General features: G+C 33.7%; 14 protein-coding genes. All 14 read right to left on the bottom strand.

Going from position 1 to position 19,910, the window contains the following annotated elements:
* Nucleotides 1-179: 179 nt before the first annotated feature.
* Entirely contained in the window at nucleotides 180-440 is a 261-nt protein-coding gene (locus QWY92_RS00605; protein WP_290267795.1) for a hypothetical protein, read from the bottom strand.
* Nucleotides 418-549, bottom strand: a complete 132-nt coding sequence (locus tag QWY92_RS20515) for a sulfatase-like hydrolase/transferase (protein WP_377879516.1) — start codon at nucleotides 547-549, stop codon at nucleotides 418-420. The genes QWY92_RS00605 and QWY92_RS20515 overlap by 23 nt, the downstream gene beginning before the upstream one ends.
* Nucleotides 550-675: 126 nt before the next feature.
* Entirely contained in the window at nucleotides 676-897 is a 222-nt protein-coding gene (locus tag QWY92_RS00600; RefSeq protein ID WP_290267793.1) for a hypothetical protein, read from the bottom strand.
* 43 nt (nucleotides 898-940) lie between these two features.
* Nucleotides 941-2,884, bottom strand: a complete 1,944-nt coding sequence (locus QWY92_RS00595; protein ID WP_290267791.1) for a T9SS type A sorting domain-containing protein — start codon at nucleotides 2,882-2,884, stop codon at nucleotides 941-943.
* Between the two features lie 406 nt (nucleotides 2,885-3,290).
* Nucleotides 3,291-4,808 (bottom strand): hypothetical protein, encoded by a 1,518-nt coding sequence (locus QWY92_RS00590; protein WP_290267789.1) that lies wholly within the window; start codon nucleotides 4,806-4,808, stop codon nucleotides 3,291-3,293.
* A gap of 319 nt (nucleotides 4,809-5,127) precedes the next feature.
* Nucleotides 5,128-5,967 (bottom strand): histidine phosphatase family protein, encoded by an 840-nt coding sequence (locus tag QWY92_RS00585; protein WP_290267787.1) that lies wholly within the window; start codon nucleotides 5,965-5,967, stop codon nucleotides 5,128-5,130.
* Nucleotides 5,968-5,993: 26 nt separating this feature from the next.
* Nucleotides 5,994-7,514 carry a sulfatase-like hydrolase/transferase gene (locus QWY92_RS00580; protein WP_290267785.1) on the bottom strand — a complete coding sequence of 507 codons (1,521 nt, stop codon included), beginning with the start codon at nucleotides 7,512-7,514 and terminating at the stop codon, nucleotides 5,994-5,996.
* 9 nt (nucleotides 7,515-7,523) lie between these two features.
* Nucleotides 7,524-9,908, bottom strand: a complete 2,385-nt coding sequence (locus QWY92_RS00575; RefSeq protein WP_290267783.1) for a glycosyl hydrolase family 95 catalytic domain-containing protein — start codon at nucleotides 9,906-9,908, stop codon at nucleotides 7,524-7,526.
* A 185-nt stretch (nucleotides 9,909-10,093) separates the two neighbouring features.
* The gene (locus QWY92_RS00570) at nucleotides 10,094-11,584 is read right to left on the bottom strand and encodes a sulfatase family protein (protein WP_290267782.1); all 1,491 of its coding nucleotides are present in this window, start codon (nucleotides 11,582-11,584) and stop codon (nucleotides 10,094-10,096) included.
* Between the two features lie 65 nt (nucleotides 11,585-11,649).
* A complete protein-coding gene (locus QWY92_RS00565) occupies nucleotides 11,650-13,581 on the bottom strand; it encodes a T9SS type A sorting domain-containing protein (RefSeq protein WP_290267780.1) in 1,932 nt (643 codons plus the stop codon).
* A 222-nt stretch (nucleotides 13,582-13,803) separates the two neighbouring features.
* Nucleotides 13,804-14,904 (bottom strand): alpha/beta hydrolase, encoded by a 1,101-nt coding sequence (locus tag QWY92_RS00560; protein ID WP_290267778.1) that lies wholly within the window; start codon nucleotides 14,902-14,904, stop codon nucleotides 13,804-13,806.
* Nucleotides 14,905-14,959: 55 nt separating this feature from the next.
* Nucleotides 14,960-16,519, bottom strand: coding sequence for a sulfatase family protein (locus tag QWY92_RS00555; RefSeq protein ID WP_290267776.1), 1,560 nt, complete (start codon nucleotides 16,517-16,519; stop codon nucleotides 14,960-14,962).
* On the bottom strand, nucleotides 16,509-18,392 hold the full coding sequence (locus QWY92_RS00550) for an alpha-L-fucosidase (protein ID WP_290267775.1): 1,884 nt from the start codon (nucleotides 18,390-18,392) through the stop codon (nucleotides 16,509-16,511). Before QWY92_RS00550 ends, QWY92_RS00555 begins: the two co-directional genes overlap by 11 nt.
* 52 nt (nucleotides 18,393-18,444) lie before the next feature.
* Nucleotides 18,445-19,872, bottom strand: coding sequence for an arylsulfatase (locus QWY92_RS00545; protein WP_290267773.1), 1,428 nt, complete (start codon nucleotides 19,870-19,872; stop codon nucleotides 18,445-18,447).
* Between the last annotated feature and the right edge of the window lie 38 nt (nucleotides 19,873-19,910).

The raw sequence follows: 19,910 nt of genomic DNA, 5'->3' as shown, positions 1-19,910 counted from the left end.
TTTCGCTTTTTTTAATAAAACTTAATAAAAACAGAAGAATTTAATCCCAAACGATGTCTGAATGACGTTACCAAACATTCCGTTTGAGTAAATTTGAGCAAATAGTAAATGCTCAAGCGCTTTTTCCTGTTGCTATTAATAAAATAGCTATTTTGATATCCGACAACATGATAGGACATTTACTTTTCTATTTCACCCACTTTTCTGTTTTCACTTCCTTCTGCGATTCCCACATTTAAATCTCGTAATTCTTTTCGGTGTTTTTCTAAAACAACTATAAGTTCTTTTACTTTTTCCGGATCAGAAGTGATTACATTGTATTGCTCTCCGGGATCTCTAGACATATTATAAAGCTCTGGTTGCTCAATAGCCATATTTTGTTTTCTTCCATGAACACCATCATTTCCTGGTTTGGTATTATATGAATTGTATTTTCCCATAGTTTAACCAAGGTCCATTGTCTGTGGTAAAAATAAATATGGTGTTGTCTGCAATTTTATTTTTTTCTAATACATTACTTATCTCTCCAACAGACCAATCAATTTCCATCATAACATCACCATACAATCCTTGCTAACTCTTACCTCTAAACTTATAGGTACACCCAGAGGAACATGACCCATAGCGTGTGGAACATATAAAAAGAAGGGATCTTTTGCTTTTTTATTGATAAAATCAACCGCCGTTTCTGTGTAAAGCGTTGTTAACTCGTCCTAGTCTTATCCCATTTTCGGCCATAGCGTCGATGTTTGTTTTTTTTAAGACGGGATGGTTATTATAACTTGTTTGCCCCCAACCTAAATCATCGGACATCACTATACTAATGTTAAGTTTTTTCTGTGCGAAACTACTTGCTGTAAGAGAACAAATAATCAAGGTTAGAATTATTTTTTTCATAAACTTTTTGATTAATTTATACTATTATGAGTAGTTTAAACAATTATTTTGATATTATTATTTTTCGAGTGATACTTAAGTTCTTTTCATTAGAAAGGTTTAAAAAATAAATTCCGGGTTTTAAAGTAGACAAATCTAATTGTGTTGTCAACGCTCCACTATACCATACTTTTTCTATTACTTTAGCCCCTAAATTGGATATGACTTTTATATATTCTAAATCTGTAGTTGCTCTAGTAATTGTTATTTTGTCAACAACAGGGTTAGGGTAAAACATAACCTCTGACACACTGCTAAAAGCCCCCGTGTATAAGGTTTCCTCACCAACTAAATAAGCACCTTCGGGCCTTACGTATGGTAGATAATCTGTCATAGGTACAGATAAAAGTCTATCATTAATTATTTTCATGATAGCCATTTCTTCTGCCATCATATACCCTTTTCCACTTCCTTTATCAGTTATAGTTGTTGCGAAAGTGACTCCGGCTTTTGCATCTACAAGGGTTCTTGTAAATCGGTAAGCATCTTCGGCGCCAAACATTAAATTTGCTGAAGACACATGCCATTTATCTCTAACCGGAAACCAAGCGTGTTTTAAAATTATTTTACTACCATATTTCCCCCAAGGATTAGCAACCATAGCTGGTATGGTAAATTCTTCATAAGCCCAAGAATTAGGAGGGGCACCTTGTCCTAAAGGTGTAACATGCCCACTGGTGAAGTCTTGATAAGAATTAACACCTTCAAAACTAACTATTTTATAATCTCTTTCATCTTCATCATCGAGTCCATCCGAATCCACTAAAATATTTTCCCCGTTTTCTGTAAAATAAGCACCATTTGGCGATGCTGAAACAGCAGCACTTGGATCTGCTTGCCTTATCATTTCAACAAAATCTTCTATATACCCATCATCATTAAGCTCTGCAGTTGTATCCAACCAATAGCCATCGGCATAATCTTTTATGCGCAATATATATCCTTGAATCAGATCTTTATAAGCTAAGTACTCATCTCCTGCAAATTCGCTTGTGTAATAGTTTACCCAAGCCGCATGAGCTGCATCATCTGCCCGATCTAAATAATTGGTCGATATATACAAAATCACTTTCTTTCCCGAATTTTTAAACTTTTCCATGACATCAAAAATTATGGCTTCATTCGCTAGACTTGGCACCAAGCTTTCATGTATTTCCGATGCCACATCTACATTCTCATTTCCTCTTAAAGTAAAATAATGTGAATGTGCAAAATAAGATAAGTTTGTGATAATATGACCTGCTGCTGGTAATTCATCAACAACTTCTTGCGCTCCACCTACAAGGTTATAACCTCCCGAGACCTCAGAGTCTAATCGCTCGCCCCCAAAAACAGGAAAAGTAACCCCCCAAGACCCAGATAACCAAGCGGCAACATGCCCTGTTTGATCTACGCTTCCATAAATACTATCTAAATGATAAGTTGCTGCAGCTGCCGGATTGTTGGCATTTATAAAACTTATACGTAATATATCAAATCCACCAGCATTTATAACATCATTAGGAATTTCTAATTCAGAAAAATTAAATTCAAATCCTTGCCATATCTGACCAACCGAAAAATGTTTTTGTATGTATATAACACTGCTAACAGTTGAATTGCCTAAATAGATTCTTATTCTTGTATTTGGGTTTTTTAAATCTTCCGTTGCTAAACTAATATGAGCCTTTAGGCTGATTGTTAAATTGGATATATTTGTTATTGGTGATTTCAGCTGAAATGAAATATTGGCACTAGTGCTTTCATTTCTTTCGAAACGTGAAACTATAAATTTTGTATTAATACCTGTATTGTCTGGATTACTAACATCTGTAGAAAATGTTCCGTTTGAAACCGCTAAATATTCTAGATGAGCATTATTACTTTCGTTTTCATACCACAAAAATTGGGCATTAGAAATCTGAAAGAAAAAAAGCATAAAAAACAAAACAGGTATAAATTTATTCATTATCAACAAGTTAGACTCTAATTATTAAACCAAAGATATATTGTTAATAGAAAATCGTGTTTCTTTAAATAATCAAATACTTGCTCTAAAACATCATTTGTAATTAACTAATCTGAAATTATTTAATTCTTAAGTGTGTTTTTTATCATCCATAAAATAAAGAGTGTAATTGTAACGTATGGGATAGTTGTTTTAAACAAAAAAAAAGTCCTCAGTTAAAATTTAACTAAGGACTTTTTTTCATGTAATCTCATTAGACTAATAAGCTATTATTTTTTAAGAAATGTATACAAACTGGTTGATGAACTTGAAGCACCAAACTGAGCATTTCTTTTAAACGTTTTTACTACTATACCCAAAGTATGAGATCAAAATTTTAAAGCATTACTTTCTAACGACTCTTAATCTATAAATTAGAAGTGATCGTATCAATATAAAATTCAAGACCATTATCTATATTTGTAAATTTATTACCTATTAGTCTAATTTCTCCACTAATTATATCTGATGTTAGGGCACCACCTGCAGGTGTTCCTGTAAAATCAAATTCCATAGTATGCCATCCAGCTTCGTTAGATTCAACAAAATTACCTTGTACTTGTTGTTCGTTAACTCCATCACTTAAATAGAATCTAATACGCTCATTACTATCATAATTACTAATATCACTGTAACTAGGCCAGTACATACGTACGGTTACTATTAAATTAGCATAATCAGCAAGTGTAATACCCTCTCCGTCTTTGAAATCAAAATCAAGACTTTTGTTTCCACTACCAGAAGTAGAACCTATAGTCCATTTTGTTACATTCGTAGCTTCTGCATCTGCAGCATCAGGATTTGCTACTATTGCAACAGAACAGTCGGTACAAACGGTTGATATTGTTAAATTTTCAATTGAATTGTCTACATCAAGCCAAGTGTCTTTTGTAGGTTCAGGGGCATTACCATCTTTATTTATAATTACTTTTGATAACCTAAAAATAGGAGCTGTTGTATTACCTTCAGTTAACATCTGATCTAGAGTAATAGTAACCGTAAGCGTTGTGCCTGAAACAAGAGAAATAGTTGATGCAAATTCAAAATCGATAGCTGGAGCACTACCACCATCAACAGTTGATGTCGCTTCATAAGAAAAAGGTGTATCTGGATAGCCCGTTACAGAAACTGTACCTGTAACGCTACCTTTTGCTCTTTTTGCTAATTCTAAATTTAAAGTAGCATCAATTGCAGTAGCTGCATTTGTAGTTAAATCAAAAGTAAAAACTGCAGTGGCACCATCATCACTAGGATCTGCAGTAGCAACACCTATAAAACCATTGTTTTCTGCAACTATACCTGTACCTCCCACGGTTATAATATTAGTATCAAGATCATCCGTATCTTCTATTCCTACATTAAATATTTGGCTATTACCTCCTGTTTCATTAAATGATATTTTTGTGTTAAATATGTATTCAACATCACTGAAATAAATTCTATCGTATCCTGTCAATTCAACTCCACTATTATTAACAACCTTAACTTCTACTAAAAAACTTTCAAGGTCTAATAATGCTTTCTCATCTAATCTAAGCTTTGTCGCTGAAATTTTATATTCTAAGTTATTGTTTTCAGTTGCTGTAATAGTAGGTATAAAAACATTGTCTAAATCACCCGCATTTTCTCCTTCACTAGGTTCTGTTTTAGGAGGAGTATACAGAACTCCAATTTCATCTACAAAACGAACGGATGTAGATTGGTAATCTCCGGATTGAATGGTTACTGTAATTTCATTATCAATAGATTGAGTATCATTGTCAATAGTAAAATTCGTGAATTGATTAGGAATTTCAGGAGACTCATATTTATTGTCTAAATCTGTTGAACAGGATATGCTTAATAGTAGTAATAGAATAGCTGAAATATACTTGATTGTTTTCATAAAGTTTAAATTAGTTTTAATATTTCATCAAAAATATTGTACTTACAGAAAAAGATAATTCTTTATTCGGTCAAATACTTGCTCTTTTTTTGCATTGGTAAGGTTTAGGCGTTAAATAGCCCATTAAATCATATATATTGCCTCTAGCTTATTCAATATTTAGAAGGTGTTTTTTTGGACTTCTCGAGTTTTTAATAAAAAAAATCAAAGCACAAAATAACAGAAATTTTAAAAAATAAATCCATAAGTTTCACTTAAACGCCATTTGTGATTAACTAATTTATTACTTAAAATAGATTTATCTCTATTTTAAATTTTCTTATTCTGATAAAGGAACATCATTAAATATTTTTAATTTGAAAGTTCCATCGTCCTGTTGTTCTACCATCCAAATCCCTGTATTTGTAATTGGAGGAAAACCATCTAAAGGATCTTTGGTAAGCATTCTTAGAACTGCTCTTCCACTACTACCATGCCCTGATAAAAGTATCGTTTTATGAGATGTACTACGATCATCAATTAATTCTAAAACTTTATCTATTATCACCTTTGCCATGGCATTTTCTTTTGCGCTCTCAGAATGATCTTTAGGAAAACGAGCTTTTTTAAATTCATTCAAACCATCTTTACGTAACGTAAAATAAGCTTCTTCTTCTGTGTTTAACTTTATTAATTTTCCTGAACCAAGAATTTTTTCTTTTGAAGTATGTTCGGGTAAATCTGGAGAAACGATTAGACTTGTAGCATAGATCTCTGCTAATTCGGGCCAAACCTCTGCCCTCAATTTTGAATCAACTAAATAAGGTAATACTGTGTTTTTACAACGCCAAGCAGGACTTACAGCTACAAAATCGAAATGAAATCGCTTTAACTTATTAGAAACTCTAGATTGTTGCAGAATCCCTTTTGGTGTAAAAGCACTATGGTCACCAACATAGGAAGGCCATTCACTTTCTGGATATATTCCCCATTCTTTTTTAACATTATGTCCAGCTTCCGCATGTCTTATATAATAAATTCGAAGCTTCAATTTTGAGGAGTCTTTCTTCTGAATTATTACTGTATTACTAGAAGTGTTATTTAAATTGTTTGAGGAAAATAGACTTCCTGAAAAGAACATTCCAATTCCGATTGATACTGATAATAATAGACTTTTCATGAATTATAATGTTTGTGAATTAAATGTTAATTTAGTTCTGATACAAGGGTTTCACACCGTTCTCTGTATATATTTAAAACTTCAATATAGTCTTTATTTCCAACTAAATTATTCTGCTCTTTTGGGTCATTTACAATATCAAACAACTCTTCGTAAATAGGAGCTTCACTGGTATTTATAGTTTGTTCAGGCAAATACTTATTTCTGTCATTTTCTTTACTAAATGATCTTATATATTTAAACTGTTTACTTCGTACGCCTTCCTGTCTAGGATATCCTTGATCTGTAAATAAGTTTTCTAAAAAGATATCTTCTCTCCAATTTGTATTTTCACCATCAATTAATGGAAGCATGCTTTTTCCTTGATAGGATTCAGGTACAGTTACACCACACATTTCTAAAATAGTTGCAGGAATATCTTGCCCCACAACCAATTCGTCTACCACTTTTCCTTTTGTTTTATCTGTAAAAAATGGAGAATACACAATCATTGGTACATGCACAGATTCATCATATAGAATCGTTTTTCCTCCTAATCCGTGTTCGCCTAAAAACAAACCATTGTCCGAACAAAAGACAATAATGGTATTTTCAGCTTCACCAATTTCCTTTAAATAGGTGCGTAAATCTCCAAGCATGAGATCGATTGCATAAACAGCACGATCCATTTTTAACTTTTCATTTAATAGCTTTCCTTTGTTAGCTGTGACATAGTATTTCATTAAATCACCTGTAGCATACACATTTTCAGGAAGACTTATTTTTTGCGGATAACCATCTGGCAATTCTATTTTATGTTTTACATCATTGTATTTTGTTTTGTAATATTCAGGGTCTGTATCGCGAGAACCCATACCTCCAATACTAGAAGCATGTGGTAGATTAAAATTAATCCATGCCGAAAAAGGCTTTTTAGGATCTCTTTTTTTAAGTTGATTTTTAATGGAAGGATCCGCGTTTTCATAAAAGTATTTGTAATCATCACCTTGCGATAAATAGGCTTTTGTGGCTTCTAATAAACCCTCCACTTGGGTTTTGTTTTTTAGGTTGCCGAATTGTTTGTGTTTTTTTTCTGGGTAAAACCCTAAATGTCCATTTCCATAATAACTGAAATCAGTGTTTTCTATTAAAGGTGTGTCCTTTTTATCTCCAATTTTAGTGTGGTGTTTCCCAATAAAAGCCGTAGAATATCCAGCTTTTTTTAATTGCGCTTGCCAGCTGTTTTGGTAGGTTTCTGCGGAAATTACATGCTTAGAAACATTGGTGAAGCCAATTTTATTTCTTCGTTCCCATTGTGCCGTAAAAATGTTCGCCCTACTTGGTCCGCAAATAGGACTCGTAATATACGCGTTGTTAAAAAAGACACCTTCTTTTGCCAATTGATCGATATGTGGTGTTTCCGTTATAGGATCACCTGTCATACTTAAAGAATTGAATCTTTGGTCATCTGTAAAAACAAAAATGATATTCGGTTTCTTTTCTTGTTTTTGAGCAGTGCAGGATGTAAAAGAAGCGATTATAAATATGCCGTAAAAAAGTATTTTCATGTGTTTTTTTTAATAAGAACTGTAATAGTCATGACCAGGTAATCGTTTCGTTTTCTTTCCATAACCGAATAGATTTTGCTCTGCTTCAGATTTTGGTAATTCTTTAATGTTTAAATCTGTTTTATCTAAAGGCTTAGATGTAATGATAACCGTTTCATCTTTTTTCAAATCAACTTTATAAGAATTATCTGCAGCTTTATTTACAGAAACAGACTTTCCATTGATATAAAATTGTGGTTTTTCAAAATCTACTTTTACGATACATTCGTTTCCTTTTAAACTTTTTACGGAAACAAATTCGGTAGTTCCATTTATCTTTTTAGCACTCACTAAAAAAGCACCTTGAGTTCTTAAATCGTGAAAGGCAACATCTTTCCATTTTTTTGGACTAGCAGGAAATACGCGTATTTTTCCTTCCCAACTTTGCAACATCATATCGTGTACACTTGTTGCAAAAGACAACGGACTTTCAATAACAGGATTAATTTTCCCTTCGGAATACATGGTTGTTGATGAAATGTTTTTATGCTTGATTAGAAAATCTAGATAATAATACGCTTTTTCAGCATCCCCTAAATTAGCATACATAGAAGATGCTCCAGTTGCTGTATAACCCGTTACTGGCATCGCTTTTATTTTTTTGCCGCTATTAAAAGTAACATCTAACCAATGATCTAAAGACGTGCGTAATAATTTTTTATCTTCTTCTTTTTCTGGTGTAATCACCATCAAAGGATAAAAAGCCAATAGATGTGAATAATGCCTGTGCGGATTCGCAAAAGGTCTATCTTTTCCTACCATCAATCCGTTTTCATCGATTTGAAAATCTACTAAATTGTCTAATAGATGTTTCCAATCTCTTTTAAGCGGGTCGTTTATTTGATGCTTTTCATCAATATCGATTAGCGTTTGGCAACTCCAACGAATTAATGCCAATGTAAAATTAATGTCTTGACCACGACCAGGTTTGTATTCTGGAGACCAACTGTATTTAATATGAATTTTGCCGTCTTTCGCAGCTACAGGATTGTCTTTAATGTAATTTAAATAACTATTTACCGTTTTTTTCAAGATAGGAAATAGTTTATCTCGCATACGAACATCATCGCCTGAAAATTGACAATGCAACCAATAATCGTTTAAAATCCACGCTAACATATCTGGTACTTTTGCACCATTAAAAGCGATGAGGTCTTGTGGCATTAAAGCGGCAACAGCAGCACTATTTTTCCAATTATTAGGCACATTACCTTCAAGGTTTTTAGCATATTTATCAATGTTATTTGGCAGAGATTCTCCAATAGACATTCTATTTGCTGTTAAATGCGTCCAATAAATTAACTGCACATTTAAATCTCCCCAAACCATTGGCCAAAACGTTCGATTATACCAAGGCCCCATTAAATCTAAAATCGGTCCGTTGCCTCTAGAAGCAGATCCTAATTTATACATTTGAATCCAATAGAACGACTCTTTTTCTGCATCATTAATAGTTAAAAAACTTAATGGATAATAGTTATGCCACCATTTTTGATGGGTAGATACAAAGTTGTTTTCTTTGATGAGACTTTCAGCAGTTGCTAAATTTTTAGTAACCATTTCTAGAGAATTATGGTCTGGGAAGCTATGATGCACACTCGTTATTAATTGTTGTTTTCCAGAAGGATTCCCCGTTATTTTATAACCTGTAGTGGTTTCTCCTCTGTTATCATACAAAGGTTGGTAACAGAAATTGTAACCATTTTTCTCACTAAACGTTGGTTTGGGTGCCATTTCTAAAGTTACTTCTCTCATTTTATCCCAAGTACCGCCTTTTGGACCTCCACCACTTTTCAACACTTCATAAACTGGTGGAATAGGATCTTCGGCATGCCAAGTTATTTCTATTGTTTCATCCTTTGTATCGGTTTCAAAATAGATATTATCATTGGTACTATGCGTAAAACCTTTTATTTTATAACTTCCTTTAGACGTATAGATTGTACCTGTTAATTCCGCATTCCATAAATCTAAACGTATGTCTACACCTGTAATTTTTCCATTAGATTTTAATTTAAAATGACCTAGAGGTAATCTGCTTCGCTTGATCCAAAGCATTTCATCGGCTTTAGTTTCTGCTTCTCTGTGATCGTAATAATCGTGTCGTCCAATATGAAGCGAGATGACGTTTTCTTTTTCCTCTGGACTTTGATATAATAAAAAACCAACATTTCCATTTCCTGAATATGGTGCCGTTTGCCATTTGTCTGGAATAATATCCCAAAGCATATCGTGTTTAGATAAAAAAGACATGTAATCTATTTTAAAATCGACCTGATTATTCTGAGAAAACAAAGTGCTTGAAACAATAATAAAAAGATAAAGAAACCGTATTTCTAGTTTTGATTGAAACATAGATTATTGTTAGTATTAGTTTATAAAATGTTTAACAAATATATTTTATAAACTAAAGAAGTACTTTCTCTAATCTTGCATTTACTTTCTCTAAACCTTCATAAGGCAGCTTAAATGGGCTGTTTTAAACAAAAAACCTACCTTTTAATTAAAGGTAGGTTTTCTGAAATGTGATTATCTTAAATTTACTTTTTAGACTTCTTATTTCTATTCGATTTCCATAAAATGATTTTATCCACATCATTTTCGGCAAATTCACCTTTGGTACTTCTTCCTGTTTTTATATCTAGCTCCAATTGCTTTAAAAGTTGTTCGGCAACTTCAGGACGTTTTTCATATAAATTTTTAGTTTCAGCAGGATCATTTTCCATATCGTATAATTGCGCTATAGTCATATTTGCAGATTCTTTTTCTCTTGGTGAAGACCATCCTCCAGAACCTTTAGCTAATAACAATTTCCATTTCCCCAGTCTATACCCAAAATGCCCGCTGATAGAATGATGAATAACACCAGCTCGAGTGCTATTTATATCTTTTCCTTGTAAAGCAGGTAAAAAACTTACACTATCCTCGCCACTTTTACTTGGAACAGCCACATTAGTAATTTCAGAAAACGTAGCAAAGATATCGGTTAAACAAATTAACGCGTTACTTGTTGAGTTTGCTTTTACATGATTTGGCCATTTCACGATAAAAGGAACACGATGTCCACCATCCCATAAATCCGATTTTGAACCACGATAGCCAGCACTTACAATATGTCCTTTTTTCTCTAGATCTGGTATATTAGCCGCTTTAGACGTACCGTTATCACTTGTAAATATCACTAATGTATTTTCTGATAATCCGTTTCTTTTAAGCGCTTCTGTTATAGCACCCACAGTAGCATCAGTTTGCATTACAAAATCGGCATAATCACCAAGACCACTTTTTCCTTGCCATTCTTTTGAAGGAACAATTGGCGTATGTGGAGATCCTAACGGCACATATAAGAAAAAGGGGTTACCGTCTTTATTTTTAGCTTGTTCATTAATATAATCTACTGATTTACTTGTCAAGCGTGGCAACATATTTATTTCGTCATCATAAAGAATCACTTTATCATTTTCAATCACCGCTTTCATATCTCTAGCATGATGAAAACCATGATAATAATCAAACCCTCTATTGATAGGTCCATCAGGAATAATAGCCCCTACAGGAGGCAACTGTTTTTTTGTTTCTTTTTCAATAGGTACTCTTGAAACGGCATCCAAATATTGAAAATTAAGGTGCCACTTTCCTATTATAGCTGTGTTATAACCTTGACTTTTAAGAAAATTCGCAATTGTTGGTCGGTCTTCAGCTACCAAATTAGGTGCAAACCCCTGTACAACTCCACTTTGAAGTTTTGAACGCCAGCTATAACGCCCTGTCATGATGCCATAACGTGTTGGTGTGCAAACCGACGAGCCAGAATGTGCATCTGTAAACACCATACCCTCTTTAGTAAGTTGATCTATAAAAGGTGTTTTTATTTTACTGGTTTCTGGAGCTAAACTTTGTACATCTCCATAGCCTAAATCATCACATACAATAAAAACTATATTGGTCTTTTCTGAACTTTTTTGAGCCTTAGCAGACCAAGTCGTAAAACATAATAGTGTTAAAATTAAGGGTAACGTATTTATTTTCATTTTAATCATGTAAATTTTTAATTCTTCTTTTTTTGAAATTACTGTACTATAATTTAATGTGCTTTTTATTGTTTTATAAATTTTAGAACTTGGCTTTCACCATTTTTCGATATTGCTCTAAAAACATAAATACCATCATTTAATAAAGACACATCAAAAAACGTTTGATTCTCCTTAAACTCTATAATTTTCTGACCACTTAAGTTATAAATACTTCCTGAAGCAATTTCTGTTGATAATATAAAACTATCACTTACAGGATTCGGAAATAAATTAAACTCGTTATAAGCCAAATTACTAGAACTAATATTTAGTGTTTCATCAACTAAATAAGCGCCTTCCGGTCTTGTATAAGGAATAAAGTCTGGCTTTGGCAATTGCTGCATTCTATTATTAATTTCTTGCATAATGGCCATTTCATCATCCGTAATAAAACCATCAGTTATTGTAGTACTCCATGTAATTGCAGCACCCGCATCGGTAAAGGTTCTAACAAATCGATAGGCTTGCTCCACTTCAAATATTAAATCTGCTCTTGCAACACTCCATTGCTGTCTAATAGGTGCAAAATAATGTTTTAATGTTTGCTTAGTTCCATCGTAAGACGACCAAGGATTCTCTGTTATTAAAGGAAAAGAAAACTCTTCATAGGCCCACGAATTTGGCGGTGCTCCTTGACCTAAAGGCGTTGGATGACCCGCTGTAAAATCCATATAAGGATCATTAGCTTCTAAAAAGAATACTTTATAATCTGTTGGATCTGCATCATTTGTACCATCAGAATCGACAAGTATTCGGGTTCCGCTTTCATCTTCTATATACGATTTATCCAAATTAGACGCAATAGCAATATCGGGATCAACATCCCTAATCATAGCTAAAAAATCGACTACCTCGGCATTAGATAAACTAGACAGATTGTCTACCCAATAGCCATCTACCAAGCCTTTAAAACGTTCAAAAAATCCTCTAGCTAAAGTACGCCACCCCAAACCTTGATCTCCACCAAAATTAGCATCGCAATACGCCTCCCAAGCTACTGAAATCGCTGCTTCTATGGCATCTGAAGCACCTTGAATATTTGATGGTCCGCCACCATTAACATATAGAATGACTTTTTTTCCTGAATTTCTAAAAACATCAATAATGTCAAGAATTATTTGTTCATTCTCTAGGGTAGGCACCATGGCTGGATGAATATCATTTGCAATATCGATATAAGGATTAGTCCTTAAAGTATAATAATACCCATGTGCTGGATGCGTAAAATTTGTGATAACATGACCAACAGCCGGTAAATTATCTACAATTTCTTGCGCTCCTGCAACCCAATTATAATTACTATCGTCGTCTAAATTATAACCTCCTGGTAAATTGAATCTCACACCCCAAGATCCCGATAAAAAATCGGCTTTAGCAATTACCTGGTCAGAAGTACCAGAAATGGCATCTAGATAATAGGTTGATGTTAATCCCGTTGCATCCCCAGTAGCTAACCCAATCATAACCTGATCGTAACCACCAGCTAAAGCCACATTTTCAGGAATTTCTATGCCGTCAAAATTAAAAGAAAAAGATTCCCAAGTTTCCCCTTCTGAAAACCCTAATTGTTCAAAAAAAGCACTTGATGCCCCTATGGAAGCGTTTCTTAAATACATTCTAATTCTTTTATTCTGAGTGTTTAAATCACCTGTTTTTATTGAAGTGTATGCTTTTAAGGAAATAGTAAAGGTTGACAAATTGGTTATCGGATTTGATAAATTGAATCGAAGCGTAGGGCTTTTTTGTCCGTCTCTAACAAATTTTGAAACTGTTGTATTAGCGTTTACACCATTCGTATCTGGATTTGTTTCATCAGTTGTAAATACTCCTCTAGAAATATTAGAAACCTGTATATGAGTTGTATTACTCGAATTTTCATACCATAGAGACTGCGCGTTAATAGAAGCCATGCCAATGAATAAAAATATAGCGGTTAAGTAATTTTTTTTAATCATAAGTTTTTATTTTTCATGCTTTTTAGATAAAACACGTACTCTTTTCAAAATAAGGAATATTCTTTCTACTTTCTGAATACCAATACTATTATTAAGAATTTAAACAAAAATAAAGGCTATATAGGTATTTCATCCGCTCTAATCAGTCAATTACTTTCTGAAATCAACCCTTTGTAGTTTTTTCAACTGTCTTGAAAGCGGAAATCTATTTCATTATGAATATTATAAATGCATTACAAAATAATCAACTGTTGTCTCTATAATAGACTCTCGAGTTGGATTAATATCTCCGCCTACTTTTCGCCAATTATGTCCTGCATTTGTCACAATTAATGTTGTTAGCGGTGCGCCAATCAATTGAGCTTTTTCGGCCATATAATAAGCGTGTTTCACAGGAATTGTTGTATCGCTATCGCCTTGTATCATTAATAACGGCGCACTATTTTGGGTTAAATAATTAATAGGACTCATTTCTTTATAAAGCATTTTCTTGTGTTCAGGTTTTGTGTCTGGCTTTAAGATCCGAAGTCCAAACCGATCTCTAAAATCGGGTCTATTATCATGATTAAACAAACTTGTTTTTTCAAAATCAGAAGGACCGTACCACGATACTCCGGCTACCATGTTGTAGGTGTATTTAGCCAATTCCGTATCCCCTTTTAAAGTTTCAGGAGCACTTAACAGTAATATTTGAGAAATTTGACCTCCGGCAGAATCGCCAAAAGAGAAAAAACGATTAGTATCTAATTCTAGTATTTCATTGTGTTTAGATAAATAACGCATGGCATCTTTACTATCTATTACGCAATCTCGCATAGTTGTATTCCCTCCATTTTCCCAAAGCCTGTAACCAACAGAAACCACACAAAATCCTTGTTCTAAAAGTGCTGTATGTATCGTTTTGAAAGACGCATTAACAGCGCCATGCCTACTACCTGCTGCCCAACCACCGCCGTGCGTATAAACAACTACCGGTAGTTTTTCTCCTGCTTTTCTTATTTTAGGATAATATATATCGAGGTATAAATTTTCATCTTTAGTTGTTTTATATAAAACGTTTAACTTTCTTTTTCCTCCGGCGTTTAGATAAGGAATTAGGATTTTATCAGCGTACTCTTGAAAACTCACTAGGTTGTCTCCATTCGCATCAAATCGTTTTAATTTCCCCCAAGTTCGTTCGTTTTCATTTTCAGAACATTGACCATCCTTATTTTCATCTAATTTCTGCCAAGACTTTTTAATGTAAACATCACGATATAAACCATTTGATTGATCTTCCGAAGAAATAAACACAGCGTTTAACTTTCGATTTTGACTGTACATATTTAAGATTAAGCAAAACAAAACAAGGTTTAGTGTCTTTTTCATTTTTCAACTATTATTTAAATGCAAAATTTGCTTGAGGCCATTCTCCAGTTATAGCATCGTTTTCTTGAACTTTCCCTGCTGTACTTCTACCCTTTTTGATATGTTTAATTAACAAATCTTTTAATGCCTTAACCTTTTCAGGGAATTGATTTGCTACATTATTTTTCTCTTTGATGTCTTCTTTTAAATTGAACAGAATTTCCTCAGGTAAGCTTTCTTTGTGTTTTTTTGTTTCTCCAGATGCCATAATTCCAGAGTTTGGCGATACAATTAATTTCCAATCTCCTTTTCTGATGGCAAAAACACCGTATTTATCGTGATGAATAGTGGCTTCTCGTAAATAATCTCCTGTATTGGTTAATAAAGGCATCATACTATAACTATCTTCGGCTTCATTCACTTTAAAATCATAATTTATAATATCTGCGCAAGTTGCCATAAAATCGGTAGTACAAATCGTGGCCTCCGAAACTGAATTTGGCTTAATTTTCCCTGGCCATTTTACAAGAAAAGGTACTCTGTGTCCACCTTCTAAATAACTTCCTTTATAACCACTATAAACATAACTCGGACTGTGGTTTTTCTCTCTTAAATTTTTTAAATCGTTGGTAGTAGCAAAACCATTATCACTTGCAAAAACAACCATTGTATTTTCGTCAATACCTTGTATTTTTAGAGTTTCAAAAATAGTTCCCATTAAATCATCAATCATCATTACAAAATCGGCATACGGACTATTAATCTCACTTTGGCCTTTCCATGGCGCAATTGGTAATACAGGATTGTGAGGAGAAGGCAAAGGGATGTACATAAAAAAAGGTGCTTCTTTATGGGCATTTTCTTTAATGAAAGAAATTGATTTATTTACAACGTTAGGAAGTACTTCTTCGTGTTTAAAATCATCTGCAATATCACCTCGTATCCAAGTGGCATAAGGCGATTGTTTTTTAGTTTGTGATGATATTTCCGTGGGCACCATGGTCGCTTTATTATTTTCTATATATACAAAAGGCGGCATGTTTAAAGATGCAGAAATGATATAAGAATAATCGAAACCCATATCATTAGGTCCAAATTTTAGAGGTTTGCTATAATCGATATCCTTGAAATTTAAACGATTAGATTTGTCTGAAAAATGATTAAATTCTGGGCTATTATTTTTCATTGTCCAGTTTAAACCCAAATGCCATTTTCCGATACTTGCTGTTTTATAACCTTTATCTTTAAGCATTTTGGCAACTGTCAATCTATTTTTCTGAATTAAACTTGGTGAGTTTCCCCAAGTAACAAACTCTTTTAAAGGAGTTCTCCAATTATATCTACCGGTTAAAATTCCATATCGTGTTGGTGTACAAACTGCAGATGAGGTATGCGCATCTGTAAATAGCATACCTTCTCTCCCCATTTGATCTAAATTTGGTGTTTGTATTTTACTGTTTTCGTTATAAATGCTTAAATCACCAATACCTAAATCGTCGGCTAAAATGTATATAATGTTTGGTTGCTTTTGCGCATGCAATACATTACAAACGAAAAGCAATATCAATATTTTAAAACAACTATTTTTCATCTGATTTAATTTTAAAACTAGCTTCAACTACAAAACCATTTTTGTTACTTCTAACTCCTGTTAAGTTTACTTCAAGACCATTTTCGGTTTGTTTCCAGGTAACTTTTTTTTCACTTCCGAGAACCCGAACGTTTATTATTTCACCTTTGGTTTTATTTAAAGATTGAATTAAAATTTTATCTACCACTGGCACAAGGGAAATTGCGTACACCTTGTTTTCTTTGGCCGTAAACCAAAAATCTTTAGAAGTAAATGTTTTCTGAAACCCTTTTGCTGCTCTATGTCCAGTGCCATCTAAAAGCGTTTCCTCTTGACCTTCATTAGTAATCTCCCAACGGGAAGTGCCATAAATGGCCTCGCTATTTAGTTGAATCCATTCGCCCATTTCTCGTAATCCATTGGCACTAGCTTCAGGCACATGTCCTTGACCATCCGGCCCAATATTTAAAAGATAATTTCCGCCCTTAGACATAATATCTACAAAGTAGTATAACAATTCTTTAGTGCTTTTCCAATCATCGTCATACGATTTATAGCCCCATGAATTATTGGTCGTTCCGCAGGTTTCCCAATATTTCTTTAAGTTTTCTTTAGCAGAAGGAATCTTATTATCTCCAGCATCTAAATAATCACCAAAACCCCAACCTACTCGCCTATTCACTAAAATATTTGGGTTTGAATTATAAACCATTTTGTAAAACTTAAAAGATTGTTCTTCTGTTGTAAAACCCTCGCCATCAAACCAAATTAAACGCAACTTTGGTAACAAAGCGATAAGTTCTTTAATTTGAGGATAACTTTTAGATTCGAAATACTCAGCATGTGTATTTGGACTTGGATCCCATAAATTTTTACCTGATGGATGTGAATAAATTCCTAGAGAATCATTTACTTTTTTCACGTTTGCATAATTACCATCTCCACCATCGTTCCAATCATTTCCGTGAGAATAATACACACCAAAATCTAAACCAATTTCCAAACAAGCATTGTACAATTCTTTAACCGCATCTGCTTTATACGGTGTAGCATCTACCATATCATAGATTGAACTTTTAGAGTCGAACAAGGCAAAACCATCATGATGTTTTGATGTAATTACCACATATTTCATACCGGCATCTTTAGCCAATTTAGCAATGTTTTGAGCAAAAGATTTATCGGGGTTGAAGGTTTTTGCGAGTTCCGCATATTCTTCTCTTGGGATTTGAAAAGCATGCATGAGCCATTCGGCTACTTTGGGTCCTGGAAATGGCGCTTGATTAATTTTCACTCCTTTCCAAACACCTCCGGCTTGAGAATACAGCCCCCAATGAATAAACATACCAAACTTGGCGTCTTTAAACCACTGTAAAGCCGCTTGTTTTTCTGCAGATTCGTGCATTTTTAACCATTCTTTATGATGAATTCCTGAACCTATTTCATTTTTATAATGCGGAATAATTCTTACTTGATTAAAATCTGCTTCAGTTTCTAAAGTTAAAATCTGTTTTCCAGTACTGTTAAATTTTATCGTTTTTTTAAATTCTGAAACTATTCTCCCATTATAAGTTGAATAACTTTTACGCAACGGCTCCTCTATTTCAATCTCCTCAATTTTTATTTTTACAGTTTCCGAATTCGTAGCAAGTCCATCATCAAAAACAAGTTGGATAACATATTCCGCTGGATGTTTTAAGTTAAAATGCCACGAAAAGATATTCTCATTCTCTATAGATTCCGTTTTATTAAGTAATATCCAGTTACTGGTTTGATCAAATACTTCTTTTTGAGTTATGGTCTCTATCTTTTTTTCTGAAGCCTCTTTGCAGGCACTTAAATTAAGTAACCAACAAAGGCATACCAGAATTGAAAGTGTTTTCGTTTTTAACATAATTAATAAATGAGCTAGGTGGTTAGTATTGATTTTTGTTAGTTTTCTAATTTTAATAAGATGAAGGGCTCCAATCGGGAATCCCAATATCTTTAAGTTGCTTGTAATAGCGACTATGCAAGGGCTGTTCCTTTACTTTTTTACGATTTTCATTTATCATTAAAGGTATGGAGGCGTCCCACCACATACTATAAGGGGCTTTAAATTTGGCAACAACCTCAGGATAAGCTTCAATAACATTTGTAGTTTCCCCTGGATCTTTAGCAATATTGAATAATTCCGAATTGTTTACAAAACGCCATTGTTGATTTCTAATAGCCATTTTTTTAAATTTTGCTTCTTCCACCATACCTGTTTTCCAGCGTCCGCAATGTGTGAATAACATTCTATCTTCCCAAGATACCTCTGTATTTTCCAATAAAGGTATTAATGATAAACCTTCAATAGGCTGTATTGTTTCTGGCAATTTAGCACCAGCCAATTCAGTAAAGGTTTTATATAAATCGATGTGTGCTGTAAGTTTGTTAATGTCTTTTCCTTCGGCTAAAATACCTTTCCAATAAAAGAAAAGCGGTACGTGATTTCCTCCTTCATTTGGAGAATTTTTTCCACCTTTGAGATTGGCATTAAAATGTTTTACTTTTTCTCCATTTAAAGTACCTCTTAAATGCGTTGCGCCATTATCTGTTGTAAAAATAACGAGTGTATTTTCTAAGGCATCCCATTCGGTAAGTTTACGCATTAAGCCCCCAAAATTATCGTCTATATTTTCAATCATACCGTATCTTCCGGCTGTACCGTCATCGTAACCTAATTCTAAAAACCGTTTTTTATAAGCTTTTGGAGCAATCAACGGAGCATGAGGTGCATTCAATGATATGTATGTAAAATAAGGGATTTCAGCATCTATTTGTGCTTTCGTCCAAGCTAATGCGGCATCAAAAAACACATCGGTACAAAAACCGCTGGTTTGCACAATAGTTTCATTATGTAACAACACATTATCAAAATATTCGTTTTCACTATTCGGTGGAAAATCGCCTAAATTAACTTGTCCTATACCGCCAGAACCATGCATCAACACTTCGGAAAATCCTCTGTTTTGAGGAAGATATTCATTTCCATCACCTAAGTGCCATTTACCAAACAATCCTGTTTGATAGCCTACGAATTGTAAGGCTTGCGGAAAAGTATACACCTCTAAAGCCATGCGTTCTCGCTCTAAAATAGTATGTGTAACCCCCACCCGAAACTCGTGTTGCCCACTCATTAATGCGGCTCTGGTTGGCGCACAAGTTGGACTAACATGGTACTCAGTAAAGCGTGTTGATTTCTTATAAAACGCATCAATATTTGGCGTTTTAACAACTTGATTCCCCATACAAGACAAATCTCCCATGCCTTGATCGTCCGTCATTACAAAAATGATATTTGGACGACTATTTTTTAGTTTTTTCGAACTTGTTTGTGCCTCTGTCATTTTTATAAAAAACAACAGAAATATTAAACAAAACCAAG

The sequence above is a fragment of the Algibacter miyuki genome, from assembly GCF_030409805.1.
GTDB lineage: Bacteria > Bacteroidota > Bacteroidia > Flavobacteriales > Flavobacteriaceae > Algibacter > Algibacter miyuki.
The sequence above is the reverse complement of the archived record's forward strand: the minus strand, read 5'-3'. Positions and strand labels throughout refer to the sequence as shown.